The organism is Streptomyces novaecaesareae (genome assembly GCF_000716875.1).
In the GTDB taxonomy this organism is placed as follows: Bacteria; Actinomycetota; Actinomycetes; order Streptomycetales; family Streptomycetaceae; genus Kitasatospora; species Kitasatospora novaecaesareae.
This window is the reverse complement of the sequence record NZ_JNWQ01000005.1, coordinates 44,129-62,141: the sequence shown is the minus strand read 5'-3', so window position 1 is coordinate 62,141 and position 18,013 is coordinate 44,129. Positions and strand designations below refer to the sequence as shown.

Genomic DNA, 18,013 nt, shown 5'->3' with positions numbered 1-18,013 from the left:
GCACCATGCTCCGGGAATCCAATCGGCGGGTGAACACCCGGCGTATAGGCGGGGAGGAAGTCAACCCTGCCACTCCTCGGCCAGCAGTCCGAGGATCACCTGGTCGGCGAAGTCCCCGTACACCCACGCCGAGCGGCGCAGCGTTCCCTCGACGGTGAACCCGGCCCTGGCGGCGGCCCGGAGCATCGGCGTGTTGTCCGCGAGCGTCTCCAGCTGGAGTCGGCGCAGGCCGAGCACCGGGAAGCCGTAGTGGCACAGCACCCGCAGGACGTCCGCCGCGAGCCCGCGCCCCCGGTGGCCCGGCCGCAGCGCGACGCCCAGGTGGGCGTTGCGGTTGTGGGTGTCGATGCCCCAGAGCAGGGCCTCACCGGCCAGTTCCCCGGAGGCCGTCTCCACCACGGAGAAGGGCACGGCCTCGTCGGACGGCCCCGCGACCACGTAGGGAGACTGCGCCGAGCCCGGCGGGACGGGCCGCCAGGGCCGGGAGTCGGCCCGCGAGCGGGTGGCGACGTCGTCGTACAACTCGGCCTGGAACACGGGGATGTCGGCCTCGTGCCGGGCCCGGAGAGTGATGTGAGCACCCTGTAGCATGTCACATTGTTATCACCGTGGCGGCGCCCCGGCCACGGAATTCCCGGCGGGCCGCCCGTGCCGTGCCTGCACGGGCGCCCGGGGCAGGTGAGGGTTGGTGACGCCTAGACGCCCAGTGCGGCGGCGGCGAGAGCGGTGCCCTCGACACGTGCGCGGATCTTGGCGAAGGCGGTCTCCCGGGACGTGGACGTGTCGTCGGCGAACGGGGAGAAGCCGCAGTCGTCGCAGGTGCCCAGGCGGTCGACGGGCAGGTGCCGGGCGGCGGTCAGCACGCGGTCGCGGACCTGCTCGGGCGTCTCCACCTGAGGGTCGATCGGATCGGTGACCCCGACGAAGATCCGCGCCTGCGCGGGAAGGTGGTCGGCGAGGACGGAGAGGACGGTGTCCGGCTCGGGCTCGCTGGCGAGCTGCACGTAGAACGCGCCGACCTTGAGCCGGAGCAATACGGGGAGCAGCGCCTTGTAGTCGACGTCGAGACTGTGGGTGGAGTCCTGGTCGCCGCCGGGGCAGGTGTGCACGCCGATCCTGGCCTGCTCGGCGGGGGTGAAGCGCTCCAGGACCCGGTTGTTGATCTCGATGAAATGCTCCAGCAGGCCCCCGCTCGGGTCGAGCTTCAGGGAGAGGCGAGCCTCGGTGAAGTCGAGCTGGACGCGGTGTGCGCCAGCCTCCAGACAGCCCCGGATGTCGGTCTCGGCCGCGGCCGTGAGGTCGTCGAGGAAGGTCTCGCGCGGGTAGCCGTCGATGCCGTCCGCCGGGTAGAGCAGGCTGAGCGCGGAGGGCGCGATGACGGCCTGCTTCACCGGTACGGTCGCGTGCTGCAGCGCCGCCCGCAGGTACCGGTCGGCGTGGACGCCGTAGCGCAGGGGCCCGCCGGTCAGGCGGGGCAGCTGCCGGTGGTGTCCGTCGGCGAAGGGGATGACGGCGCCGTCGGGCGCCAGCTGGTCCAGGCCGGTCAGCGGGTAGGTGGCGAAGCTGGGCTTGGACTGCTCGCCGTCGGTGACGACCGGTGAGCCGATCTCCTCCAGGCGGCGGATGGTGTCCGCGACCGCACGGTCCTGGGCGGCGGCGAGGTCGTCGTCCCCGATCCGGCCTGCCGCATGGTCGGCCATGGCCGTGAGCAGTTCGACGGGCCGCGGGATGCTGCCGATCGGCTCGGTTTCGATCACTGCCGTGCCATTCCTGTCCACAATGTTCCCCATCCGTGAAATGTGCTCAGTCGGGGTGCCCAAGCTACCCGACTCGGCTTCCTGGCAAGGAAATTGAGCTGAAAAGGGGGCGCGCGAACAGTGGCACGCGCGCCGGTGTGCGCCGTCTCACCCAGTAGGTTCTCCTGCGGACTGCACGGTCGGCTTGCTCCGCCGGGGAGCACCGGGAGCACCGGGAGCGCCGTGCGCCGGTCAGGAGCTGGTGAAGCATGCGGGTGTCGAGCAACGACGTGGTCGGCAGTGGCGAGCCGTTCGCGGGGGAGGGCGCCGCGTGAGCGCCGCCCCCGGCCGTCCGCCGTCCGGTCGGGCCGGTGCCCCGCGGATGCGGCCGTGGCGCTTCGTGATGGCGTTCGGCACGGTCAGCCTGCTGATGGACTTCGTCTACGAGGGCGCCCGCTCGGTCACCGGGCCGCTGCTGGCCTCGCTGGGCGCCTCCGCCCTGGCGGTGGGCGTCGTCACCGGTGTCGGCGAGGCGGCCGCGCTCGTCCTGCGGCTGGTCTCCGGGCCGCTGGCCGACCGCACCCGCCGGTTCTGGGCCTGGACGGTCGCCGGCTACGCCCTGACCGTGGCCACCGTCCCGTTCCTCGGCCTGGCCGGCACCCTGGGGGTGGCGAGCGCGCTGGTCATCGCCGAACGCGTCGGCAAGGCGGTGCGCTCGCCGGCCAAGGACACCCTGCTCTCCCACGCGACCGCCGCCACCGGGCGCGGCCGCGGCTTCGCCGTGCACGAGGCGATGGACCAGGTCGGCGCGCTGATCGGCCCGCTCACCGTCGCCGCCGTCCTGGCGGCCACCGGCGGCGACTACGCCCCGGCCCTCGGAGTGCTGGCCGCGCCCGGCGTGATCGCCCTGGCCCTGCTGGTCCGGCTGCGCCTTCGCGTCCCGGACCCGGCCGGGTACGAGCCCACCGACTCGCCCGAGCCCGCTGACTCGCCTCAGCCCGCTGACTCTCGGCCCGGCGCGGCGGCCAACCGGCCGCTGCCGCACGCCTTCTGGCTGTACGCCGGTTTCACCGCCGCCACCCTGTGCGGCTTCGCCACGTTCGGCGTGCTCTCCTTCCACGTGGTCGAGCGCCACCTGCTGTCCACGGCCGCCGTGCCGGTGCTGTACGCGGCCGCCATGGCCGCCGACGCGGTCGCCGCCCTGGCCACCGGCTGGGCCTACGACCGGTACGGCGCCCGCACCCTCGCGGTGCTGCCGGTGCTGGCCGCCGCCGTCCCGGCGCTGGCCTTCACCGACACCCTGGCCGCGGTCGTGGCCGGCGCGCTGCTGTGGGGCGCCGCGATGGGCGTGCAGGAGTCCACCCTGCGCGCCACCGTCGCCGACCTCGTCCCGCCCGGGCGCCGGGCCACCGCCTACGGCCTGTTCGCCGCCGTGGCCGGCGCCGCGACCCTGGCCGGCGGCGTCCTCGCCGGAGCCCTGTACGCGTACTCCATCCCCGTGCTGATCACCGTCACCGTCGCCATCCAGGCCGGGGCCCTCCTCCTGCTCGCGCTGGGCCGCCCGCGCCGCGGCTGACCAGCGCCGACCGCCTCGCGAGCACCCCGGTCAAGAGTTGGCAATGATTTTCATATCTTCCCCAAGCGGACTTGATGTCGATGCGGGGCGCGGCGTCGACGCAGGGTCTTGACACCGCCGGGCCGCAGCCTCCAGGATCGGCTCGTGAACCTGTCAGACAGCCAGACAGGAGGCTCGATCCCGCGGCGCGTCAGCGCGATGGAAGCGGTGTTCGGCCACCTGCGCAGCGCCATCGAGCGCGGTGAGTACGCCGTGGGGGACAAGCTTCCGTCCGAGGCGGAGTTGTGCCGGACCCTGGAGGTCAGCCGGCCCGTGCTGCGGGAGGCGCTGCGGGCCCTCCAGACCATGGGCCTGACCGTCTCCAGGACCGGCAAGGGAACCTTCGTCGTGGCGAACACGGTCGAGGACCCCACCTTCGGCGACTACGCCGCCAGCGATCTCCTGGAGGTGCGCCGTCACGTCGAGATCCCGGTCGCCGGGTACGCCGCGCTGCGCCGCACCCCGGAGGACCTGGACCACCTCGCCCACCTGCTCGACCGGATGGAGCGGGAGACCGACACCACCGCGTGGGTCGCGCTGGACACCGTCTTCCACCTGGCGGTGGCCGAGGCTTCCCGCAATCCGGTCTTCCGCAAGGTCATCGAGGAGATCCGTGACGCACTGGCGCGTCAGTCGACCTTCCTCAACGAGCTGGGCGGTCGGCGCGAGCAGTCCAACTGCGAACACCGGGCGATCGTCGAGGCGCTGATCGACGGTTCCGAGCGCGACGCGGTGGCGGCCATGTCGCACCACCTGCACCGCGTCGAGAAGACCCTCACCGACATCGTGCGCCCCGGGCGTGCGGAGTCCCCGACGGAAGGCAGACCAGAGGCGTGAGCGAGCAGTTCCTCAAGGACGAGAAACTCCCCACGACCCGTCACGTCGATGCCGGAGACACCGGCTACAGCAAGTCCCTGAAACCCCGGCACGTCAACATGATCGCGATCGGCGGTGCGATCGGCACCGGGCTCTTCCTCGGCGCGGGCGGACGCCTCGCCGAAGCCGGGCCCTCACTGTTCGTCGCGTACGCCGTCTGCGGCGTCTTCGCGTTCCTCGTCGTCCGCGCGCTCGGCGAACTCGTCCTGTACCGCCCGTCCTCCGGCGCCTTCGTGTCGTACGCCAGAGAATTCCTGGGGGAGAAGGGCGCGTACACCGCGGGCTGGATGTACTTCCTCAACTGGGCGACCACCGGCATCGCCGACATCACCGCCGTCGCCACGTACACCCACTACTGGCACCTGTTCTCCCGCGTCCCGCAGTGGGTGATCGCGCTCATAGCCCTGGCCGTGGTCCTCACCGTGAACCTGATCTCGGTGCGGATCTTCGGCGAACTGGAGTTCTGGTTCGCGATCGTGAAGGTCAGCGCCCTGGTGGTCTTCATGGGCATCGGGATCTTCCTGCTCGTCACCCGGCACCCGGTGGACGGCGCGGTACCCGGCCCCTCGCTGATCACCGACAACGGCGGGATCTTCCCCAACGGCCTGCTGCCGATGTTGTTGATCATCCAGGGCGTGGTGTTCGCCTACGCCTCCGTCGAACTGGTCGGCGTCACGGCCGGGGAGACCGAGAACCCCGAGAAGATCATGCCGAAGGCGATCAACTCGATCATGTGGCGGGTGGGCCTGTTCTACGTCGGCTCGGTCGTCCTGCTGTCGATGCTGATGCCGTGGAGCGGGTACACCGCCGGCCAGAGCCCGTTCGTGACCGTGCTGTCCCACGTCGGGGTCCCGGCGGCCGACAGCGTGATGAACCTGGTCGTCCTCACCGCGGCCATGTCCTCGCTCAACTCCGGCCTCTACTCGACCGGGCGGATCCTGCGCTCGATGGCGGTCAACGGCTCCGCTCCGCGCTTCACCGCGCGGATGAGCCGCAGTCAGGTGCCGTACGGCGGGATCCTGCTCACCAGCGGCATGTGCGTCCTCGGTGTCGGCCTCAACTTCGTGGTCCCGGCCGACGCGTTCGAGATCGTGCTCAACCTCGCGGCGATCGGCATCCTCGCCACCTGGGGCATGATCATGGTCTGCCACCTCCTGTTCTGGCGCAAGACCCGGGCCGGCGAACTGACCCGCCCCGGCTACCGCCTGCCGGGCTCCCCGTGGACCGAACTCGTCACGCTCGCCTTCCTCGCCTCGGTCCTGGTCCTCATGTTCGCCGACGGCGGTGCCGCGCGCACCACCGTGCTGTGCGTGCCGCTGATCGCCGCGGCGCTGGTCGCCGGCTGGTACGCGGTGCGCCGCAACCTCGCCCGCGCCGCGACCACGAGCGACGACCGTTCCTGATCCTCCGTTCCTGATCAACCATCAAAACAGCCACCGCTCGCCGGACTTCGCGAGCCGGGCCACGGCCGTGGCACCCCACCATCGAACGAGGCAGTGATGCTCAGCAGTTCCCTCGCGGACGCGCCCCCGATCCGTGAGCCCCTCCACTCGCCCGTCGCCCACGTCAGCCGTGGCGGCGTGGTCGAGGGCATCCACTACGGTTCCGTCGTCGTCCTCGGCGGCGACGGCGAACCACGCTTCCGCACCGGCGACATCGAGGCGGCCTGCTACCCGCGGTCCGCGCTCAAGCCCGTGCAGGCCGTCGCCATGGTGCGGGCCGGGCTGCCGCTCGACGGTGACCTGCTCGCCCTGGCGATGGGCAGCCACTCCGGCGAGGAACGCCACCTCGCCGGGGCCCGCCGGATCCTCGCACTGGCCGGCCTCACCGAGGACGACCTGCGCAACGTCCCGGACCTTCCGTACGGCCCGGCCGCCCGAGACGCCTGGGTGCGCGAGGGCCGCGCGCCCTCCCGGCTGGCCCAGAACTGCTCCGGCAAGCACGCCGCGATGCTGTACCTCTGCGCGCTCAACAGCTGGCCCCTGGACACCTACCTCGACCCTGCCCATCCGCTCCAGACGGCGATCGCCGAGGTCGTCGAGGAGCTCACCGGGCAGCACATCGCCAACGTCACCGTGGACGGCTGCGGCTCCCCGCTGTTCTCGGTGTCCCTGCACGGCCTCGCCCGCGCCGCCGCCCGCATCGCCACGGCGGCGCCGGGCACGGTCGAGCGGCGGGTGGCGGACGCGCTGCGCGGCCACCCGGAGATGGCCTCCGGCGCGGGGCGGGACGTCGCCGAGCTGATGCGCGCGGTGCCCGGGCTGCTCGCCAAGGACGGCTTCGAGGGCGTCCAGATCGCCGCGCTCCCGGACGGCCGGGCCGTCGCCGTGAAGATCGCCGACGGGGCGAACCGGGCGCGCGTCCCGGTGGCCGCCGCCGCACTGGCCCGGGCGGGAGTCGACCCCCGGCTGCTGGCGGCCTTCGCCGGGGAGCCGATGACCGGCGGCGGCCGGACCGTCGGCGGCATCCGGCCGGTGGCGGCGCTGGACCCGTCCGCCGTTCCCGCTGCCGCTGCCGCCTGACCCCCGCCGGGCCACGACCCCGCCCACCCACCTCAGGAAGAGGACCCGCACCCATGACCGCCGCCACCCGTAGCGAACACGACCTGCTCGGGGACCGCGACGTCCCCGCCGACGCCTACTGGGGCGTCCACACCCTGCGCGCCACGGAGAACTTCCCCATCACGGGCACGCCCATCTCCGCCTACCCGCACCTGATCGACGCCCTGGCCGCCGTGAAGGAGGCCGCCGCCCTCGCCAACGAGGAACTCGGCCTGCTGGAGCCGCGGAAGGCCGCCGCGATCGTCGGCGCCTGCCGGGAGATCCGCAGCGGGAAGCTGCACGACCAGTTCGTCGTCGACGTCATCCAGGGCGGCGCCGGCACCTCGACCAACATGAACGCCAACGAGGTCGTCGCCAACCGGGCGCTGGAGCTGCTGGGCCACGCCAGGGGCGAGTACGGGCACCTGCACCCCAACGAGGACGTCAACCTCGGCCAGTCCACCAACGACGTCTACCCGACCGCGGTCCGGATCGCGACCGTCTACGCGGTGCGCGGCCTGCTCGACGCGATGGCCGTCCTCCAGGACGCCTTCGCAGGCAAGTCCGCCGAGTTCCGCGACGTGCTGAAGATGGGCCGCACCCAGCTGCAGGACGCCGTGCCGATGACGCTCGGGCAGGAGTTCTCCGCGTTCGCCGTCATGCTCGACGAGGACCGCAGCCGGCTCGCGGAAGCCGTCGAGCTGATCCAGGAGATCAACCTCGGCGCGACGGCGATCGGCACGGGGCTCAACGCCCCCGCCGGATACGCCGAATCGGCCCGGCGGCACCTCGCCGACATCACCGGGCTGCCCCTGGTCACCGCGGCCAACCTGGTCGAAGCCACCCAGGACTGCGGCGCGTTCGTCCAGATGTCCGGCGTGCTCAAGCGCGTCGCCGTCAAGCTGTCCAAGACCTGCAACGACCTGCGGCTGCTGTCCTCCGGGCCGCGCGCGGGCCTCGGCGAGATCAACCTGCCGCCGGTGCAGGCCGGTTCGAGCATCATGCCGGGCAAGGTCAACCCGGTGATCCCCGAAGTCGTCAACCAGGTCGCCTTCGAGGTGATCGGCAACGACGTCGCCGTCACCATGGCCGCCGAGGCCGGGCAGCTCCAGCTCAACGCCTTCGAGCCGATCATCCTGCACTCGTTGTCGGAGTCCGTCACCCACCTGCGCGCGGCCTGCCTCACCCTCGCCGAGCGCTGCGTCGTCGGCATCACCGCCAACACCGAGGCGCTGCGCGCGACCGTCGAGAACTCCATCGGCCTGGTGACCGCCCTGAACCCGCACATCGGGTACACGGCCGCCACCGACATCGCCAAGGAGGCCCTGGCCGGCGGGCGGGGCGTGGCCGAACTCGTCCTGGAGAAGGGCCTGCTCCCGGCGGAGAAGCTCGCCGCCCTGCTGCGGCCCGAGGTCATCGCCGGCAGCGGAGCGGCCGTGGCCTGAGGGCAGGACCGCTGTCGGATCCCGGTCGGTGACCGACCTGACGGTCGGTCACTCCTCCAGGGCTGCCGCCATGCGGTCGAGGTCGGCGAGCAGCGCCGCCAGGCGCTCGGGCGGGATCGCTGCCGTCATGTGCCGCTCGATGGCGTAGACGGCGTCCTGGACGGCGTCCAGGCGCGCCCGGCCCTCCTCGGTGAGGTGGGCCGGGCGCGCCCGGCCGTGGTCGGCGGTGGCCGGGCGGGTGATCAGCCCCGCCTCCTGCAGGCCCTGCAGTACGACGTTGCCGGACTGCCGGGTGACGAAGGTCGCGCGCGCGAGGTCGGCGTTGGACATGCCGGGGTTCAGGGCCAGGAGTTCGAGGGTGGCGTACTGCGGAACGGTCAGTCCGTACTCGCGCAGGACCCCGTCCATGGCGCTGCGCAGGGCGGCCTGGGTGCGCTTGAGTGCATACCCCACGTGCCGGGTGACGTCTTTGGCGTGGTGCGGCGGCTCGGCCTGCGACTTCTCCATCATGTCAGCATTTTGACACGCTCCGCCCGGGCGTCCTAGTCTCCACTATGTCAAAGTCCTGACATTCGAAACCGAGGAGATCCCCCATGCCCGTCACCATCGACGGCCCCGACTTCGTCGCCCTGCAGGTCCGCGACGTGGCCGCCGCAGCCGCCTTCTGCGAACAGCACCTGGGGCTGCGCCGGGCCGCGGTCTCGCCGCCGCACGCGGTCGTGTTCGACACCAAGCCGACCCCGTTCGCCGTCCGAGAGCTCCTCCCGGGCGTCGACCTCGCCGACTCCGCCCGGCCCGGCCTGGGCGTGGTGCTCTGGTTCCGGACCTCCGACGCCCACCAGCTCCGTGACCAGCTCTCCGCCGCCGGCGTCAGGATCCTGACCCCCATGGCGGACAGCCCCTTCGGGCCGATGTTCTCCTTCGAGGGCCCCGAGGGCTACACCCTCACCGCGCACGGAGGCTGACCCGTGACCGCCGTCTCCCTCACCCCCGCCGGACCCTTCTCGCTCGCCGCCGCCATCCGGTTCCTGGAGGGCTTCACCCCCGCGAGCCACCCCCGCGCCACCGACGGGATCCTCCGCCTCGCCTTCCCCGCCGACGACGGGACCTCCGTCATCGCGGCCGCGGTCCGACAGGAGGTGGGGGCGGACGGCACCCCGGGCACGGTCCACGCCGAACTCGCCGTGCACCCCGGCGCCCCGGCCCGGGCGGCGACCGACGGACGTGCGGCCGGCCCGGCCGCCGCCGCCCAGCTCGCCCGCATCCTCTCCCTCGACACCGACGGCACCGCGTTCCCCGCTCTTGCCTCGGATCCGGTGGTGGCCGGACTCATGGCGGACCATCCCGGGCTGCGCCCGGTCTGCTTCCACTCGCCCTACGAAGCCGCCGCCTGGGCCGTCATCGGCAACCGCATCCGGATGACCCAGGCAGCCGCCATCAAGGCCCACATCGCCCGCCGGCACGGATCGCGCACGGACATCGCAGGCCAGGCCCTGCACGCCTTCCCCACGCCCGCCGCCCTGCGCACGCTCACCGGGGTGCCCGGGCTGACCGACCTCAAGATCCAGCGACTGCACGCGCTGGCCGAAGCGGCCCTCGACGGACACCTCGACGCAGCCCGCCTGCGCGCCCTACCCGCGGACCAGGCCCTCGCCGAACTGCGTGCCCTTCCCGGCATCGGCCCCTTCTCCGCCGAACTCGTCCTCATCCGGGGAGCAGGACACCCCGACGTCTTCCCCCGCCACGAGCCACGCCTCCACCGGGCCATCGTCGGCGCCTACGGGCTCGACGCCTCGGCCGCCACCGACGTCACCCGACTCGCCGGGATCGCCGACCGGTGGCGGCCCTACCGCAGCTGGGTCGCCCTCCTGCTGCGCAGCCGTGCCCAGGCCACAGCAGGAGGCCCGACCTGCCGGGTGCCGAGCCGGAGTTGAATCGAGGCCGAGCCCCGAGCCCAGCTCTCCGAGTCGGGGCAGATCGGGACAGGCGCTCCGAACGAGTGCATCAGTGCCCGGCGATCCTCGACCGGACCTTGCCGCGGGCGTCGGCGGCGTCCTCGGCGAGCAGGGCCAGCTCGGCGAGTTCGCGGCACTCCGCGAGGGTGCGGGCGGCCAGTGCCGCCCGGACCTCGGGGAGCGAGGCGGGTGCGGCCGACAGACTGGTGATGCCGAGGCCGACCAGCACCAGGGCGAGTTCCGGGTCGGCGGCGGCTTCGCCGCACACACCGATCGGACGGCCGTGCTCGGCCGCGGCCCTGGCGGCGGCGGCGACCAGCGCGAGCAGGGCCGGCTGCCACGGGTCGAGCAGTTCGGCGAGGGAGCCGAGCGTGCGGTCGGCCGCGAAGGTGTACTGGGCCAGGTCGTTGGTGCCGACGCTGAAGAAGTCGCAGACCTCGGCCAGCCGGTCGGCTCGCAGGGCGGCCGCCGGGACCTCGATCATCGCGCCGGCCAGCGGCAGGCCGTGTGCGCGGACCCGGGCGGCGAACTCGGCGGCCTCCCGAGGAACGGACACCATCGGGGCCATCACCCAGACCTGCGCGGTGCCGGCCTCGGCGGCCTCGGCGATCGCGGCGAGCTGGGTCTCCAGGAGCTCGGGGTCGCGGGCGGCCGTCCGCAGACCGCGGACGCCCAGGGCCGGGTTCTCCTCGTCGGCGGAGGTGGCGAAGGGCAGCGGTTTGTCCGCGCCCGCGTCGAGTGTGCGGACGACCACCCGGCGACCGGCGAAGGCCGCGAAGACCTTCCGGTAGGCGGCGGCCTGTTCGGTGCGGCTGGGAGCCTCGGCACGGTCCAGGAAGAGGAACTCGGTGCGGAACAGGCCCACGCCCTCGGCGTCGGCAGCGGCCGCGCCGGCCAGCTCGTGCGGCGCACCGAGGTTGACCAGCAGCGCGACGGGATGGCCGTCCGCCGTCCGGCCCGGCCCCTGGACCCCGGCGAGCAGCTCGCGGCGTCGGCGCTCCCGATCTGCCGCCCGCCCGAGCGCCTCCGGGCTCGGGTCGGGCTCGACCACGCCGTCCGCGCCGTGCACCAGGACGTGCCGGCCGTCCTCCAGCTCCATGGCGCCGGCGCAGCCGACCACGGCGGGCACACCGAGCGCCTTGGCGAGGATGGCGGTGTGGCTGGTCGGCCCGCCGCGGACGGTGACCAGCGCCAGCACCCGGGCGGGGTCGAGCAGCGCCGTGTCCGCGGGTGCCAGGTCGTCGGCGACCAGGACGTACGGGTGCCCGGGGTCGGGCAGGCCGGGCACGGGCAGGCCGAGCAGGTGCGCCACCGCGCGGTCGCGCAGGTCGTCCAGGTCGGCGGCGCGTTCCGCGAAGTGACCGCCGGCGGCGACCAGCGCGGCGCGGAAGCCGTCGAAGGCGGCGGTGAGCGCGTGGGCGCCGTCGGTGCCCCGCTCGACCAGGGCGGCCGCCTCGTCGGCGAGGACCGGGTCGGCGGCCATCATGGCCTGGGCGGCGAGCACCTCGGCACCGGCGCCGCTCACCCGGGCGGCACGCTCGTCCAGGTCGGTGACGACCGCGCCGAGGGCGGCGCGGACCGCTGACGCCTCGGCCGCCGGGTCGGTGACGGGCCTCGGGGCGGGCAGCGCGGGTACGGACGCCATCCGGGCGACCGGGCCTGCCGCGCTGCCCGTGCCGACGCCGATCCCGCGGATCGGATCACTCATGCCGCAGCGTCGAGGTCGGAGGCGAGCAGGTCGGCGAGCGCCGTCAGCGCGTCCTGGGCCTGGTCGCCGGCCGCGGTGAGCTCCAGGGTCTCGCCGCAACCGGCCGCGAGGGCGAGGACGGAGAGCAGGCTGCGGGCGTCGACCGGGGCCTGGCCCGGACGGCCGACGGTGACCTTGGCCGGCTGGCGGGCGGCGGCCTGGACGAACAGCGAGGCCGGGCGGGCGTGCAAGCCGCTCCGGGAGCCGACGGTGACCTGGATGGAGTGCATGGGAGGTCCTTGGAGGAGAGGGGAGCCGCCGGCCCGGGTGGGATCCGGGTCGGCGGGGGAGAAGGGGCACGGTGGCCCGCGCGAAGGGTGGTGCGCGGCCCACCGTGATCGGAACCCGGTCTCCGCGGTACGGGGGCAGTGGCGGAGGCCGGGCATGCTGTGGTTTCACGCCCGTTAGCGCGTTGTTTCGATTGGTTCTACGCCCGATCGGCGAGCGATGTCAACACGTTCGGGCAAACTCACAGATGACCGCAGAAGCCCGTACGACCTCTTGCTTTTTCGGTCGGAGCGCGTATGGTCAGCCTGAACCAAGCGTGAACAGACATGAAACGGACTCAATCCCACATGTACGCACCCGAGCGGCAGCAAGAGATCCTCCGCCTCGCCCAGGAGCAGGGCCGGGTGGACGTGCCGACGCTGGCCGAGGACTTCGGCGTCACGCAGGAGACCATCCGGCGTGACCTGAGCGCCCTCGACCGGGCCGGCCTGCTGCACCGGGTGCACGGCGGCGCGCTGCCCGTCGGCGCACTGCACCTGGAACCCGGCCTGGCCGAACGCGACTCCACGGCCGCGGCCGAGAAGGAACGCATCGCCAAGGCCGCCCTGGCCCTGCTGCCCAGCGAGGGCAGCGTCATCCTGGACGCCGGGACGACCGTCTCCCGGCTGGCCGGCCTGCTGCCCGCCGACTGCACGCTCACCGTCGTCACCAACGCCCTCCCGGTCGCCGCCCGGCTGGCCGACCACCGCGGGCTCGCCCTCCACCTGGTCGGAGGCCGGCTGCGCCACCGCACCCAGGCCGCCGTCGACACGTGGGCGCTGCGGGACCTGGCGGACATCCACGCCGACGTCGCGGTGATCGCCACCAACGGCTTCTCCCCGGAGGGCGGCCTCTCCACGCCGGACCTCGCCGAGGCGGCCGTCAAACGGGCCATGCTCACCAGTGCCCGGCGGGTGGTCCTGGTGGCCGACTCCTCCAAGTACGGCGCCCGCCACTTCGCCCGCTTCGGCTCGCTGGACCAGGTGGACGTGCTGGTCACGGACACTGGACTGACCGACGAGCAGACCGCCGAGATCGAGAACCACGGACCGGAAGTCATTCGCGCATGATCGTCACCATCACCCCCAACCCCAGCCTCGACCGCACCTACGAACTGGGCACCCTCGTCCCGGGCGAGGTCAACCGGGCCGCGCACGACCGGCTCGACCCGGGCGGCAAGGGCGTCAACGTCTCCCGCGCGCTCACCGCCGCCGGCCACCGCACCAGCGCGGTCCTCCCCCTGGGCGGCCTCTCCGGGCAGCTGCTCGCCGACCTGCTGCGCCGTCAGGGCATCGAGGTCGAGGCGGTCGCGATCGCGGGCGACACCCGGATCAACGTCTCGATCGCCGAGGACGGCGGCAGCCTCACGAAGATCAACGCGGTGGGCCCCGAGCTCAGCGCCGCCGAGTCGGCCGCACTGCTGGCGCTCGTCCGCGACGCCCAGAAGACCGGACAGGACACCGGGAACGACGTGCACTGGCTCGCCTGCTGCGGCAGCCTGCCGCGCGGACTGGCACCCCAGTGGTACGCCGAGGTGGTCGCCCAGGTGCACTCGGGCGGCGCCCGGATCGCCCTGGACACCTCCGGCCCCGCGCTGCTGGCCGCGCTCTCGGCCCGCCCCGACGTGGTCAAGCCCAACCGGGAGGAACTCGCGGAGGCCGTGGGCCGCCCGGTCCACACCGTCGGCGACGCCGTGGACGCGGCCCGGGAACTGCGCGAACGCGGCGCCCAGCAGGTCCTCGCCAGCCTCGGTGCGGACGGGATGCTGCTGATCGCCGAGGAGGGCAGCTGGTACGGCAGCGCGCCGGTCGCCGCCGTCCGCAGCGACGTGGGCGCGGGCGACGCCTCACTCGCGGGCTTCCTCGGAGCCGGTGGCGCCGGCCCCGAGGCACTCGCGGCGGCCCTGGCGCACGGCGCCGCCGCCGTACAACTGCCGGGGAGCGTCATGCCGACCCCGGCCGATCTGGACCCGGCCGCGGTGGTCGTGACGGCGGACATCCCGCTCGAACGACCGCTCCGCGGTTGAGAACGGCCTCCGGCATCCACCGCCGGAGGCCGCACGTCCGACCGTGTGGGACGGAAGGGCGCAATTTCCCGGGGGCAAGGAAACACTGTCAGGCACCAGCCGAAGGACCGACACCATGAGCGACACCAGCGGACTGATCACACCCGCACTCGTTGACCTCTACCTCGCCCCCGAGGACAAGAGCGAAGCCCTGCGCGCCCTCGCCCAGCGGCTGGTCGCCGAGGGCCGGGTCACCGACCTCGAAGGCTTCCTCGCCGACATCGCCGCCCGCGAGGCCCAGGCCCCGACCGGGATGGGCGACGGGATCGGCATCCCGCACTGCAGATCGCCCCACGTCACGCAGCCGAGCCTGGCCTTCGGCCGCAGCGCCAAGGGCGTGGACTTCGACGCCCCGGACGGACGGCCCGCCGACCTGATCTTCATGATCGCGGCACCGGCCGGTGCGGACGACACCCACCTGCAGATCCTCGCCGCGCTGGCCCGGCGGCTCATGGACCCGGCCTTCACCGGCGCCCTGCGCGACGCCGAGAGCCCGGTCGCGGTCGCGGCGACGATCAACGGGGAGGAGGCGCCGGTCGCCGTTCCGGAGATGGCCGCCGTTCCGGAGACGCCCGCTGCCGACAGCGGGCTGCGGCTGGTCGCGGTGACGTCCTGCCCGACCGGTATCGCCCACACCTACATGGCCGCCAAGGCCCTGGAGCTGGCCGCCGCCCGGGCGGGCGCGCGGATCCAGGTCGAGACCCAGGGCTCGGCCGGGACGACGCCGCTCGCCCCCGAGGTGATCGCGGCAGCCGATGCGGTGATCTTCGCCCATGACGTCGAGATCCGGGACCGTGCCCGCTTCGCCGGCAAGCCGACCGTGGACGTGGGCGTCAAGGCCGGCGTCAACCGCGCCGACGACCTGATCGTGCAGGCCGCCGCGCTGGTCGCCGAGGTCGGCGGCGCCCGTCCCGCCACTGCCCCGGCCGCCGCCCCGAGCTCACCGAGCGCACCGACGGGCGAGCACTGGGCCCAGCGGCTGCGCAGGTACCTGATGACGGGCGTCAGTTACATGATCCCGTTCGTCGCGGCCGGCGGGCTGCTGATCGCGCTCGCCTTCGCGATCGGCGGCTACCAGATCGCCTCCGCCCCCTCCGTGCTGGGCCACTTCGACTGGACCTCCTCGCACAGCTGGGCGGCGATGCTGTTCCAGACCGGCAAGACCTCGTTCGGCTTCCTCGTCCCGATCCTCTCCGGGTACATCGCCTGGGCGATCGCCGATCGGGCGGCACTGGCCGCCGGCATCGCCGGTGGCGCCGTCTCGGTGGCGGTCGGCGCGGGCTTCCTCGGCGGCATCGTGTCGGGCCTGGCCGCGGGCTTCCTGGTGCTGTGGATGATCCGCTGGAACGTGCCCCGGGCGATCAAGGGCATCATGCCGGTCGTGGTGATCCCGCTGCTGTCGGTGGCGGCGGTCGGCTTCCTGATGTTCGTGGTGGTCGGCTCGCCGATCGCCTCGGCGATGAGCGGTCTGACCGACTGGCTGAACGGCCTCTCCGGCTCCAACGCGATCCTGCTCGGCGTGCTGCTCGGCGCGATGATGGCCTTCGACATGGGCGGTCCGCTCAACAAGGTCGCCTACACCTTCGCGGCCGGTGCGCTCACCACCGCGGGGACCACCCCGGACGCCGGCAGCCTCAAGGTGATGGCTGCCGTGATGGCCGCCGGCATGACCCCGCCGCTGGGCATGGCCCTGGCGACCGTCGTCCGGCGCACGCTGTTCACCCCGGACGAGCGGGAGAACGGCAAGGCCGCCTGGGTGCTCGGTGCCTCGTTCATCACCGAGGGCGCGATCCCGTTCGCGGCGGCCGACCCGCTGCGGGTCATCCCGGCGAACATCGTCGGCAGCATGACCGCCGGCGGCCTGGTGATGGCCTTCGGCTCCACCCTGCGTGCCCCGCACGGCGGGATCTGGGTGCTCCCGCTGATCGGCAGCCCGTTCCTGTACCTGGTCGCGGTCGTGGCGGGCACGGTGGTCACCACGGCGGTGGTGGTGCTGCTCAAGGGGATGCGGAAGCCCGCCGCCCAGGCGGCTGTGGCCCCCGCCGTCGCCGGGAAGCAGCCGGCCGCCGTCTGACCCGGCGCGCCGTGAGGTCCGTCCGGGGTGATCCGGCGGAGGTGATCCGGCAGAGGTGATCCCGCGGAGGTGATCCGCAGACCGGAACCCGAACCGGCCCGGGGCGCCCGCTCCTTCGAGCGGGCGCCCCGGTCGTGTCCGCCCGGGAGGATCAGCCCCGGCCGGCCAGCGCGGGTATCAGCCGTACGGCCTCGGGGGCGTTCGCGTTGTGACGCTCGACCCACGTGGTCAGCGCGGTCTGGCAGGCGTGGTCGAGGTGGCGGAGGTCCGTGAGGTCCAGCTCCAGGACGCGGTCGGTCGGCAGGGCCTCAAGGGCGTCCAGGAGCTTGGGCAACCGGAGGAACGTGGCGTTGCCCGTCAGCCGGACCCGGATGGTGCCGGTGGGCGGCTGCTCCGTCTCCACGTGCAGCCGGGAGGTCTCCCAGGCGGTCTTGACGATCGACAGGCCCAGGCCGATCAGCACGCCCTCGAACATGTTGACCGTGACGATGGCCACGGCGGTGGCCGCGAGGACGAGCGCTTCGGAGCGGTGCTCGCGCCACAGCGGTCCGAGCTGCTTGAACGGCAGGAGCTTGAACCCCGCGTGCACGAGTACGCCGGCCAGCGCCGCGACGGGGATGACGCCGAGGGCGGCGGGGAGCAGTGCGGCGAAGAGCAGCAGCCACGCCCCGTGCAGCACGCGGGACGCCTTGGTCCTGGCGCCGGCCTGGAGGTTGGCGGCGCTGCGGACGATGACCGCGGTCATCGGCAGGGCGCCGAGGGCGCCGCACAGGGCGTTGCCCGCCCCCTGGGCCATGAGCTCCTTGTCGTAGTCGGTGCGCGGCCCGTCGTGGAGCCGGTCGACGGCCGCCGCGCTGAAGAGGCTCTCGGCCGAGGCGACGAGGGTGAAGGCCACGATCGTCACGAGCAGGGCGGGGGTGAGCTGGTCGAGCACGCCGCTGCCCGGTGGCTGGATGGCGTCCAGCAGACCCTTGACCTCGACCTTCTTCACCGGACGGTGGAGCAGCCAGGTCGCGGCGGTGGCGAGGAGCACGGCCACCAGCGCGCCCGGGACGACCCGCACCCGGGCCGGGAGCCGTTGCCACAGCACGATCACGGCGATGCTGCCGGCGCCGATCGCGAAGGAGTAGCCGGCGGCGGGCGAGGAGACGAGCCGGGCGGCGAGGCCGGGCAGGCCGAGGAGCTTGCCGACTCCGCTCGTCGGCGCCGGCCGATCGGCCATCGCGTAGAGCTGGCCGGCGATGATGACCAGACCGATCCCGGCCAGCATGCCCTCGACCACCGCGACGGAGATCGCGCGGAACCATCGGCCCCAGCGCAGCGCGCCCAGCAGCAGCTGGAGCAGGCCGGTGGCGGCGACCACGACGCCGAGCGCCGGCAGTCCGAACCGCTGCACCGTCTCGGCGACCAGGACGGTCAACCCGGCTGCCGGGCCGCTGACTTGGAGGCTGCTGCCGGGGAGCGCACCGGCCACCAGGCCGCCGACGATGCCGGTGATCAGGCCGAGTTCGGCGGGTACGCCCGAGGCGACGGCGACGCCGACGCACAGGGGGAGCGCGACGAGGAAGACGACGAGCGAGGCGGTCAGGTCGTACTTGAGTGCGGGAAAGCGCATCGGAGCCCTCATCCGGGGAGGTTCGGGGGTGGTCGGCCGCGGGTTCACAGCGGGTTGCGGCGTCACGGCGGGCCGCGG

16 protein-coding genes are annotated in these 18,013 nt (G+C 73.3%); 10 read left to right on the top strand and 6 right to left on the bottom strand.

All coding sequences use genetic code 11. From position 1 onward, the window contains the following. Window positions 1–60 precede the first annotated feature (60 nt). Together OP86_RS03210 and OP86_RS03205 are read right to left on the bottom strand one after the other, a co-directional pair. Entirely contained in the window at window positions 61–591 is a 531-nt protein-coding gene (locus tag OP86_RS03210; protein WP_030062522.1) for a GNAT family N-acetyltransferase, read from the bottom strand. 104 nt (window positions 592–695) lie between these two features. Beyond that, window positions 696–1,757 (bottom strand): cobalamin-independent methionine synthase II family protein, encoded by a 1,062-nt coding sequence (locus OP86_RS03205; protein ID WP_033330800.1) that lies wholly within the window; start codon window positions 1,755–1,757, stop codon window positions 696–698. Between the two features lie 310 nt (window positions 1,758–2,067). On the opposite strand from OP86_RS03205, the gene OP86_RS03200 reads away from it, so the two are divergent. From OP86_RS03200 to aspA, 5 genes are all read left to right on the top strand, one after another. Beyond that, entirely contained in the window at window positions 2,068–3,312 is a 1,245-nt protein-coding gene (locus tag OP86_RS03200) for an MFS transporter (protein ID WP_245231768.1), read from the top strand. 198 nt (window positions 3,313–3,510) lie between these two features. Further along, window positions 3,511–4,188 carry a FadR/GntR family transcriptional regulator gene (locus tag OP86_RS03195; protein WP_030062525.1) on the top strand — a complete coding sequence of 226 codons (678 nt, stop codon included), beginning with the start codon at window positions 3,511–3,513 and terminating at the stop codon, window positions 4,186–4,188. Continuing rightward, the gene (locus tag OP86_RS03190) at window positions 4,185–5,630 is read left to right on the top strand and encodes an amino acid permease (protein WP_030062526.1); all 1,446 of its coding nucleotides are present in this window, start codon (window positions 4,185–4,187) and stop codon (window positions 5,628–5,630) included. Before OP86_RS03195 ends, OP86_RS03190 begins: the two co-directional genes overlap by 4 nt. Before the next feature lie 96 nt (window positions 5,631–5,726). Next, window positions 5,727–6,749 (top strand): asparaginase, encoded by a 1,023-nt coding sequence (locus OP86_RS03185; RefSeq protein ID WP_033330798.1) that lies wholly within the window; start codon window positions 5,727–5,729, stop codon window positions 6,747–6,749. Window positions 6,750–6,802: 53 nt separating this feature from the next. Continuing rightward, entirely contained in the window at window positions 6,803–8,212 is a 1,410-nt protein-coding gene (gene aspA, locus OP86_RS03180) for an aspartate ammonia-lyase (RefSeq protein WP_030058520.1), read from the top strand. Between the two features lie 48 nt (window positions 8,213–8,260). On the opposite strand, the gene OP86_RS03175 is transcribed toward aspA, so the two are convergent. Continuing rightward, window positions 8,261–8,722, bottom strand: a complete 462-nt coding sequence (locus OP86_RS03175; RefSeq protein WP_030058521.1) for a MarR family winged helix-turn-helix transcriptional regulator — start codon at window positions 8,720–8,722, stop codon at window positions 8,261–8,263. Window positions 8,723–8,805: 83 nt separating this feature from the next. On the opposite strand from OP86_RS03175, the gene OP86_RS03170 reads away from it, so the two are divergent. Both OP86_RS03170 and OP86_RS03165 read left to right on the top strand, forming a co-directional pair. Then, complete coding sequence (locus OP86_RS03170) at window positions 8,806–9,177, top strand: VOC family protein (RefSeq protein ID WP_030058522.1); 372 nt, start codon at window positions 8,806–8,808, stop codon at window positions 9,175–9,177. Window positions 9,178–9,180: 3 nt separating this feature from the next. After that, complete coding sequence (locus tag OP86_RS03165; protein ID WP_030058523.1) at window positions 9,181–10,146, top strand: DNA-3-methyladenine glycosylase family protein; 966 nt, start codon at window positions 9,181–9,183, stop codon at window positions 10,144–10,146. 70 nt (window positions 10,147–10,216) lie between these two features. Here OP86_RS03165 and ptsP read toward each other — a convergent pair whose 3' ends face one another. Beyond that, window positions 10,217–11,875 carry a phosphoenolpyruvate--protein phosphotransferase gene (gene ptsP, locus OP86_RS03160; protein ID WP_030058524.1) on the bottom strand — a complete coding sequence of 553 codons (1,659 nt, stop codon included), beginning with the start codon at window positions 11,873–11,875 and terminating at the stop codon, window positions 10,217–10,219. Further along, window positions 11,872–12,144, bottom strand: coding sequence for an HPr family phosphocarrier protein (locus OP86_RS03155; RefSeq protein WP_030058525.1), 273 nt, complete (start codon window positions 12,142–12,144; stop codon window positions 11,872–11,874). The genes ptsP and OP86_RS03155 overlap by 4 nt, the downstream gene beginning before the upstream one ends. A 345-nt stretch (window positions 12,145–12,489) precedes the next feature. On the opposite strand from OP86_RS03155, the gene OP86_RS03150 reads away from it, so the two are divergent. The 3 genes from OP86_RS03150 to OP86_RS03140 all read left to right on the top strand — a co-directional run bounded on the left by OP86_RS03150 (window position 12,490) and on the right by OP86_RS03140 (window position 16,320). Beyond that, on the top strand, window positions 12,490–13,251 hold the full coding sequence (locus tag OP86_RS03150) for a DeoR/GlpR family DNA-binding transcription regulator (protein WP_030058526.1): 762 nt from the start codon (window positions 12,490–12,492) through the stop codon (window positions 13,249–13,251). Next, the gene (gene pfkB, locus OP86_RS03145; RefSeq protein ID WP_033330797.1) at window positions 13,248–14,207 is read left to right on the top strand and encodes a 1-phosphofructokinase; all 960 of its coding nucleotides are present in this window, start codon (window positions 13,248–13,250) and stop codon (window positions 14,205–14,207) included. Before OP86_RS03150 ends, pfkB begins: the two co-directional genes overlap by 4 nt. Before the next feature lie 115 nt (window positions 14,208–14,322). Beyond that, a complete protein-coding gene (locus OP86_RS03140) occupies window positions 14,323–16,320 on the top strand; it encodes a PTS fructose transporter subunit IIABC (RefSeq protein WP_033330796.1) in 1,998 nt (665 codons plus the stop codon). Between the two features lie 151 nt (window positions 16,321–16,471). Here OP86_RS03140 and OP86_RS03135 read toward each other — a convergent pair whose 3' ends face one another. Further along, entirely contained in the window at window positions 16,472–17,935 is a 1,464-nt protein-coding gene (locus OP86_RS03135) for a SulP family inorganic anion transporter (RefSeq protein WP_245231767.1), read from the bottom strand. Between the last annotated feature and the right edge of the window lie 78 nt (window positions 17,936–18,013).

Coding starts and splice junctions, on each gene's coding strand:
- OP86_RS03210 (WP_030062522.1), bottom strand. CDS start 591: ATGCTACAGGGTGCTCACATCACTCTCCGGGCCCGGCACGAGGCCGAC.
- OP86_RS03195 (WP_030062525.1), top strand. CDS start 3,511: ATGGAAGCGGTGTTCGGCCACCTGCGCAGCGCCATCGAGCGCGGTGAG.
- OP86_RS03185 (WP_033330798.1), top strand. CDS start 5,727: ATGCTCAGCAGTTCCCTCGCGGACGCGCCCCCGATCCGTGAGCCCCTC.
- aspA (WP_030058520.1), top strand. CDS start 6,803: ATGACCGCCGCCACCCGTAGCGAACACGACCTGCTCGGGGACCGCGAC.
- OP86_RS03175 (WP_030058521.1), bottom strand. CDS start 8,722: ATGATGGAGAAGTCGCAGGCCGAGCCGCCGCACCACGCCAAAGACGTC.
- OP86_RS03170 (WP_030058522.1), top strand. CDS start 8,806: ATGCCCGTCACCATCGACGGCCCCGACTTCGTCGCCCTGCAGGTCCGC.
- ptsP (WP_030058524.1), bottom strand. CDS start 11,875: ATGAGTGATCCGATCCGCGGGATCGGCGTCGGCACGGGCAGCGCGGCA.
- OP86_RS03155 (WP_030058525.1), bottom strand. CDS start 12,144: ATGCACTCCATCCAGGTCACCGTCGGCTCCCGGAGCGGCTTGCACGCC.
- OP86_RS03150 (WP_030058526.1), top strand. CDS start 12,490: ATGTACGCACCCGAGCGGCAGCAAGAGATCCTCCGCCTCGCCCAGGAG.
- pfkB (WP_033330797.1), top strand. CDS start 13,248: ATGATCGTCACCATCACCCCCAACCCCAGCCTCGACCGCACCTACGAA.
- OP86_RS03140 (WP_033330796.1), top strand. CDS start 14,323: ATGAGCGACACCAGCGGACTGATCACACCCGCACTCGTTGACCTCTAC.
- OP86_RS03135 (WP_245231767.1), bottom strand. CDS start 17,935: ATGCGCTTTCCCGCACTCAAGTACGACCTGACCGCCTCGCTCGTCGTC.